The following is a 6060-nucleotide window of genomic DNA, read 5'->3' as shown; positions in this document are numbered from 1 at the left end:
GGCTTACGACGATGGGAGTGGCGGCGCTCGAACTGAGGGACGTGCTCACGGCACGAGGCATGAAGGCGAGCTGCCGCCATCCCAAATCTGACCTGCGAGGCATCACCTTGGACATACAAGGTATCAGGGGGGAGGCGTAGAGGAAGTGGGCATCAGGACAGCGCGAACCGCGGTCCTGATGCCCACTTCCTTTTGTCCTCCCCCCTGACGCCTGAGGGGTTCCTCACCACTCACCACTCACGCGTCATCCGCCGTCGGCCCATACATCCCCGGCAACGCCACACCCACGAGTCGATAGTAGATCGACAGCTGCGCCCGATGATGGATCATGTGATTGATCACCATGCTCCGAATGATCTCGGCGCGGGTCCCCTTGATCACCGCGTGCCCGCCCGCCAGCGCGCGCCACTCCACGCCCAGATCGGCGTCGGTCACCTGCGGCAGATAGGCCTGAAGTGCAGCAACGCCGGCATCCCACAGCTGCAGATACTCGGCGCTGCTAGACGGAATCTCTTTCGCCGGCATCGGCGTGTCGAAGTTGAGTTCCGTGGTCTGCAGCGTGTAGAGCGCCCACTCCGGGAAGTCGCACAGATGGCGCGCGAGCTTCTTGAGCGGCCAGCTCTTCGCGTGGGGCGCAAAGTCGAGATGGTCCTGCGGAACGCGCTCGAGCATGCGCCGGGTCTGCGCAAACTCGTGGTCGAGATCGCCGAGGGCGGTGGCGAAGAGCGGGGAGGCCATGGTGGGGGAGGCGGAAGGTGGAGGTCGGACTACCCCGGCGCGACGCGGATCGCATGCCAACGCGCCACGTCGGCGGGGGTGTCGAGATCCAAGCTACCGTTACGAATAAAAACCGAAAGTGTGTCGCTTTGCCTCAGGAGATCGCGGGCGCCACGGTCGCCGGTGAGCGCCAGCAGCATCTCGCGATCATAGGGCGGAAAGAGCGCGGGAACGCCACGGACGAGCTCGCTCGATCCATCCGATACCGGGTAGCTCGACGCCACCCGCAGACGGCCGTCGGCACTCGCCGCGAGCAGCGCCTGCACATGGGCCGCGTCCACGGCCGGCATGTCGCAGGTCGCCACGATCACCGCCTGATCGGACGGCCGCGCGGCCACGCCGCACGCGATCGAGGTGCCCATCCCCTCGGCGAAGTGCGCATTGTGCACCGGTTGCACACGGTCGCCGAGGGCAACGCACGCGGCAACGACGTCATCCGCCGCCGCGCCGGTCACCACCGACACCGTCGAGCAACCGCCCTCGAGGAGGACTCGCGCCATGCGGCGCACGAGCGGCTCCCCCGCCGCATCTCGGAGCAACTGCTTCGGCTCTCCGAGCCGAGAGGACTGGCCTGCGGCGAGCAGTACGCCGCCGACCGGCGCGGCGGGGTGCGTCACCGCGTCACCGCGGCGGCAACGGGGTCGCGCACTGGGTCGGCGTGATCGGCTCGGGCTCGGTGTCGCGCAGCCGCGGTGTTGGCGTCCGCGTGTGAATGGGGCTCTGGCGTTCGCGCAGAAACCCGCCCGGGCGTCCGTGCAGGACCGCCTCGATCTCGGCGATCGCGGCGAGCGCAATCGACGCCGGATCTTCCCCACCGAGATCGAGGCCGATGGGGGCGTACACCTTCTGGCGTACGCGCGGCACCAGCGGCCTCCCCTGCTCGGCGCAGGTGGCGGCGACGCGATCGAGCAGCTGCGCGCCGCGGCGCCGAGAGCCCAGCAGCCCGATGTAGCTCACCGGCAATGGCAGGCACATCGCCAACCAGGCGGCGTCTGCCTCGAACACGTGCGACAGCAACGCGACCGCCGTACGGGCATCGCAGGGCAGGGTGGTCAGCGCCGCCGCGAGGTCATCGATGCCACGCAGCGCAACCGTGCGAACGCCGGGCGGTACCTCGAGCCCGTCGAGCATCGCCGGGCGATGGTCGAGGATCGTGACGGTCCAGCCGAGCGTGGCGGCAATCCGGGCGAACGCTTCGGCGCCGCGTCCCGCCCCGACACAGTGCAGCGCAATCGGCGCCACGAGTGGGTCCACGAGCAGGCTCTGCTCCGCGTCGAGCTCCACGAGCGTCGGCGCCGCAATGCGCTGCGCGGTGTCGATCGCCGCCTCGATCTCCGGGGCATCCAGCGCTGCGAGTGGGGCAAGCCCACTCCGCCCACCGGTGGCATGCACCACGGTGAGCACGGCCCCCCCGGCGCGCCGCTGGCGTTGCGCATCGGCGTCGGCCAGCCACCGCCAGTCGGGCAGGGGCTCCAGGAGCAGATGGGCGATGCCGTCGCAGGCGGCCCCGAACCCCCAGATCGTTTCGAGGTCAGTGCGCAGGTCGTAGCGAAGGCGAATCGCCTCGCCCGAGGCGCAGACGGCGGCGGCGCGCGCGGCGACATCGCCTTCGAGGCACCCCCCACTCACCGCGCCGGCCAGAATCCGCCCCTCCGCGTCCACCAGCAGGCGCGCGCCCGGTTGGCGGTACGACGACCCCTCGACCGCCACCAGCGTGGCCAGGGCGAGCGGCACCGTCGGCCGCGCCTCGAGGGCGGCCGCCGCAGCGCGGGCGAGGTCGGCAAATCCGGTCAGAGGAGGCTCCGGGAAGGACTGCCGGAGTCTACTCGCCCCCTCGATGGCGCGCACCTGAAACTTTGCTATGGCGCTTTCCGTTGTTAACCGAAGCAAGTACCCACTTGCGAGCAAGTAACCACTTGCTTTAATCTCAGGTCATGGTAGACGATCTCCGACACCGCATTCTCCACGCCGCCGCCGTGGTCTACGCCCAGCACGGCTGGCGGGGCGCCACCACGCGACGCATCGCCGAAGAGGCGGGCGTCAACGAGGTCACCCTCTTCCGCCACTTCGGCTCCAAGGACGCCCTCCTGGATACGATGATGCGGGAGCTGGCGGCCCTCGATGGGGTGGTCGCCTTCCCCGAAGTCCCGGCCGATCCCGAGGCCGAACTGCTGCGCTGGATGATGGCGCAGCACGTCCATGTCGCGTCCCGCCGCGCCCTGGTGCAACAGATGATGTCCGACGCGCTCGAACGCCCCGACGCCGCCAGCTGTGCGTCACAGGGGCCCAACAGCGCGGCGGCGTCGCTTCGCGACTACGTCGTCAAGCTGCGCCGCAACGGGCTCATCGCCGGCCCCGAACAGATCTCGCCCACCGAGGTCGCCGCGGCCGTCACCATGCTCATGGGGGCGTTGTTCTCCGATGCCATGCATCGCGAGCTCATGCCCGAAATGTTCTCGCAGACCGTCGACGACAGCCTGCGAGCGTACGTGCGCATCTTCCTGCGCGGACTCGGCGCGTTGCCGGCGGCTCCTGCCGCCAGCGACGCCGACGTCGGCACACCGATGCGCCCTTTCACCACATCGGCGGTGCCCGAATGATGCCTCTTCCGGGTGCGCGTACCGTAGGCCGCGCACTGACTCTCACCCTGCTTGCGTTCGCGCCGTCCGTCGGCGCCGCGCAGCAGGCGCCGGCGCAACCGGCGCCACGGCCGCTGTCGCTGGCCGAGGCGCTGTCGCTCGCCGGTGCCACCTCCGAGCAGGTCGCCATCGCCAAGGCCGGCGAGCAGCGCGCGCGCGGCGCGCTCGGCTCGGCGCGCTCGGCGCTGCTCCCGCAGGTCAACACCACCCTCGACTGGCGCAAGACGCTCGAGAATCAGTTCGCGGCGATCTCCAAGCGCGCCAGCAGCGGCAGTTCCAGCGGCGGCAGCGATACGTCGAGCAGTGGCGGTAGCAATCCCGCTGCGAGCATCACCCGCATCTTTGCGAGTGAGTACACCCTGACCGCGGGGATCGCGGCGTCGCAGCCCATCTTCACCGGTGGACGAGCGACGGCCAACATCAAGGCGGCCCGTCTGCAGCGCGAGAGCGCCGAGATCGGCATCACCAGCGCACAGGCGCAGGTGCAGCTCGATGTCACGCAGGCGTACTACGATGCGGCGCTCGCCGACCGTCTCGTGACCATCGCGGAATCGACGCTCGTGCAGTCGGAGCGGACGCTCCGCCAGGTACAGCTCACCCGCAGCGTCGGCTCGGCGTCGGAGTTCGAACTGATCCGCGCCCGGGTCACCCGCGACAATCAGCGGCCGGCCTGGCTGCAGTCCAAGACGCAGCGCGAGCTCGCGTTCGCTCGGCTGCGCAATCTGCTCGATCTGCCGGCGAACACGCCGCTCGTGCTCACCGACAGCATTGCCGAGCAGCCGGTGGCGCCGGCCGCCACGGCGGCTCCGGTCACGACGGTGACGGTGGATCCGTCCACCGTGCTGACGATCGACCCGCGCGTCTCGAGCAGTGTGTCGCAGGTGGTGGCCGCGACCGATACGGCCAGTCGCTCCCGCGCGTCGGTGAAGCAGGCCGAGAAGTCGGTGAGCGTCGCGGAGCAGCAGCTCCGTGCGGCCAAGGCGGCGCGGTTGCCGCAGCTGAGCGCCAACACGCAGTACCAGCGTCTCGCCTATCCGGTCAATGCGCTGCCGTCGAGTCTGCGCGACTTCTTTCCGAACTGGACGGTGGGGCTCGGTTTCTCGTATCCGCTGTTCACCGGCGGCAACGTGAAGGGGCAGATCCTGCAGGCCGAAGCCGGCGTGGCCGATGCCCGCCAGCGTCTCAAGCTCGCGCAGGAGAACGCCTCGCTCGACGCGCGGCAGGCCACGCTGCAGCTCACCGAAGCCGAAGCCACCTGGCTGGCGAGTGTGGGTACCGCTGAACAGGCGCAGCGCGCCTACGACATCGCGGAAGTGCGCTTCCGCGAAGGTATCTCCACGCAGATCGAACTCTCGGATTCGCGCGTGCAGCTCCAGCAGGCGCTCGCGAACCGGGCCCGCGCTGCGCGCGACCTGCAGGTCGCCCGCAAGCGCCTGGAACTCTTGCCCTACCTGCCGCTCGGTAGCACGAGCGCCGCTCCCACGACTACCGGAACCGGCCGATGACGACCCCTTTGCGCCAGTCGGCGCTTCTCCTCGCTGTTGCCTTCGCTGCTGCGGCCTGCGGCAAAAAGGACAAGGCCGATGCTTCGGCCACCACGCCCACCGTGCAGGCGATCGGCCCCGAGAACATCGCGGTCGCGCGCACGGACACGCTCAAGAGCGGCCCCGCGATCTCCGGCACGCTCGTCGCCGATCGCGAGGCGCGCATCCGCGCCGAAGTGGCCGGTGCGGTGCTGCAGACGTATGTCGACGAAGGGCAGCCGGTGTCGGAAGGCACGACGCTCGCCCGGATCGATGATGCGGTGCTGCGCGATGCCGCCGCGTCGGCACGCTCCGGTGCCGCGCAGGCGGCACTGGCGGCGGAGCAGGCCGAACGGGAGCTCAAGCGCGCGCAGGCGCTGTCGGCGGCTGGCGCCATCGCCGATCGCGATGTCGAAAGTGCGCAGCGCGCCAATCTGGGGGCGCAGGCGCAGCTCGCCGATGCCAAGTCGCGCGTGGCGACCGCGGAGAAGAACCTCAAGAACGCGACCATCCGCGCGCCGTTCGCGGGCGTGGTGGCGGAAAAGTCGGTGAGCCCGGGCGACATCGTGTCGCCGGGTGCTGCGCTGTTCACCGTGATCGATCCGCGCAGTCTGCGTGTCGAAGCGTCGGTGCCGGCCACGGCGCTCGGTGATGTGCACGTGGGCGCGCCGGTCATGTTCACGGTCAATGGCGCCAATCGCGAGCTCGTCGGCAAGATCAGCCGCGTGGCGCCGATGGTGAACGCGCAGACCAAGCAGGTCGGCATTCAGGCCACCGTGCCCAACGGCGCGAACGCGCTCGTCGCGGGGCTCTTCGTCGAAGGGCGTGTGGCGTCCCAGAAGCGTGTGGGGGTGCTGGTGCCCGAACAGGCCGTCGATCAGACGGGCATCGTGGCCAACGTGATGCGCGTCAAGAACGGCAAGGTGGAGAAGATCGAAGTGCAGGTCGGGCTGCGTGATGACGCGGCCGAGCTGCTCGAGATCACGTCGGGACTCGCGGGTGGCGACACGGTACTGCTCGGGGCGGCGCGCGGCATCTCCGCGGGCACGTCGATCACCGTGTCCGCGCCGAAGGATGCGACGGCTCCGGCACAAAAGCCCGTCAAGAACTGAGGCCGGACC

Annotated in this window: 6 protein-coding genes; 3 read left to right on the top strand and 3 right to left on the bottom strand. The window is 69.7% G+C overall.

Annotated features, from left to right (window positions below; translation table 11 throughout):
* Positions 1-237 precede the first annotated feature (237 nt).
* From K2R93_11785 to K2R93_11775, 3 genes are read right to left on the bottom strand one after another with little or no spacing between them, the layout of a single operon-like run.
* Positions 238-738 carry a DinB family protein gene (locus K2R93_11785; protein MBY0490513.1) on the bottom strand — a complete coding sequence of 167 codons (501 nt, stop codon included), beginning with the start codon at positions 736-738 and terminating at the stop codon, positions 238-240.
* A 29-nt stretch (positions 739-767) separates the two neighbouring features.
* A complete protein-coding gene (locus K2R93_11780) occupies positions 768-1394 on the bottom strand; it encodes a nucleotidyltransferase family protein (protein ID MBY0490512.1) in 627 nt (208 codons plus the stop codon).
* A 4-nt stretch (positions 1395-1398) separates the two neighbouring features.
* Positions 1399-2625, bottom strand: a complete 1227-nt coding sequence (locus tag K2R93_11775; protein MBY0490511.1) for an XdhC family protein — start codon at positions 2623-2625, stop codon at positions 1399-1401.
* An 86-nt stretch (positions 2626-2711) separates the two neighbouring features.
* On the opposite strand from K2R93_11775, the gene K2R93_11770 reads away from it, so the two are divergent.
* The 3 genes from K2R93_11770 to K2R93_11760 are packed head-to-tail and all read left to right on the top strand — an operon-like array spanning position 2712 to position 6051.
* Entirely contained in the window at positions 2712-3377 is a 666-nt protein-coding gene (locus K2R93_11770; protein MBY0490510.1) for a TetR/AcrR family transcriptional regulator, read from the top strand.
* Positions 3374-4921: a TolC family protein gene (locus tag K2R93_11765; protein MBY0490509.1), complete on the top strand. Its 1548-nt coding sequence runs from the start codon at positions 3374-3376 to the stop codon at positions 4919-4921. The genes K2R93_11770 and K2R93_11765 overlap by 4 nt, the downstream gene beginning before the upstream one ends.
* A complete protein-coding gene (locus K2R93_11760; GenBank protein ID MBY0490508.1) occupies positions 4918-6051 on the top strand; it encodes an efflux RND transporter periplasmic adaptor subunit in 1134 nt (377 codons plus the stop codon). Before K2R93_11765 ends, K2R93_11760 begins: the two co-directional genes overlap by 4 nt.
* Positions 6052-6060 lie beyond the last annotated feature (9 nt).

The sequence above is a fragment of the Gemmatimonadaceae bacterium genome (assembly GCA_019752115.1).
Taxonomy (GTDB): Bacteria; Gemmatimonadota; Gemmatimonadetes; order Gemmatimonadales; family Gemmatimonadaceae; genus Gemmatimonas.
Note: the sequence above shows the minus strand (reverse complement) of the source record. Positions and strands in the feature narration are given on the sequence as shown.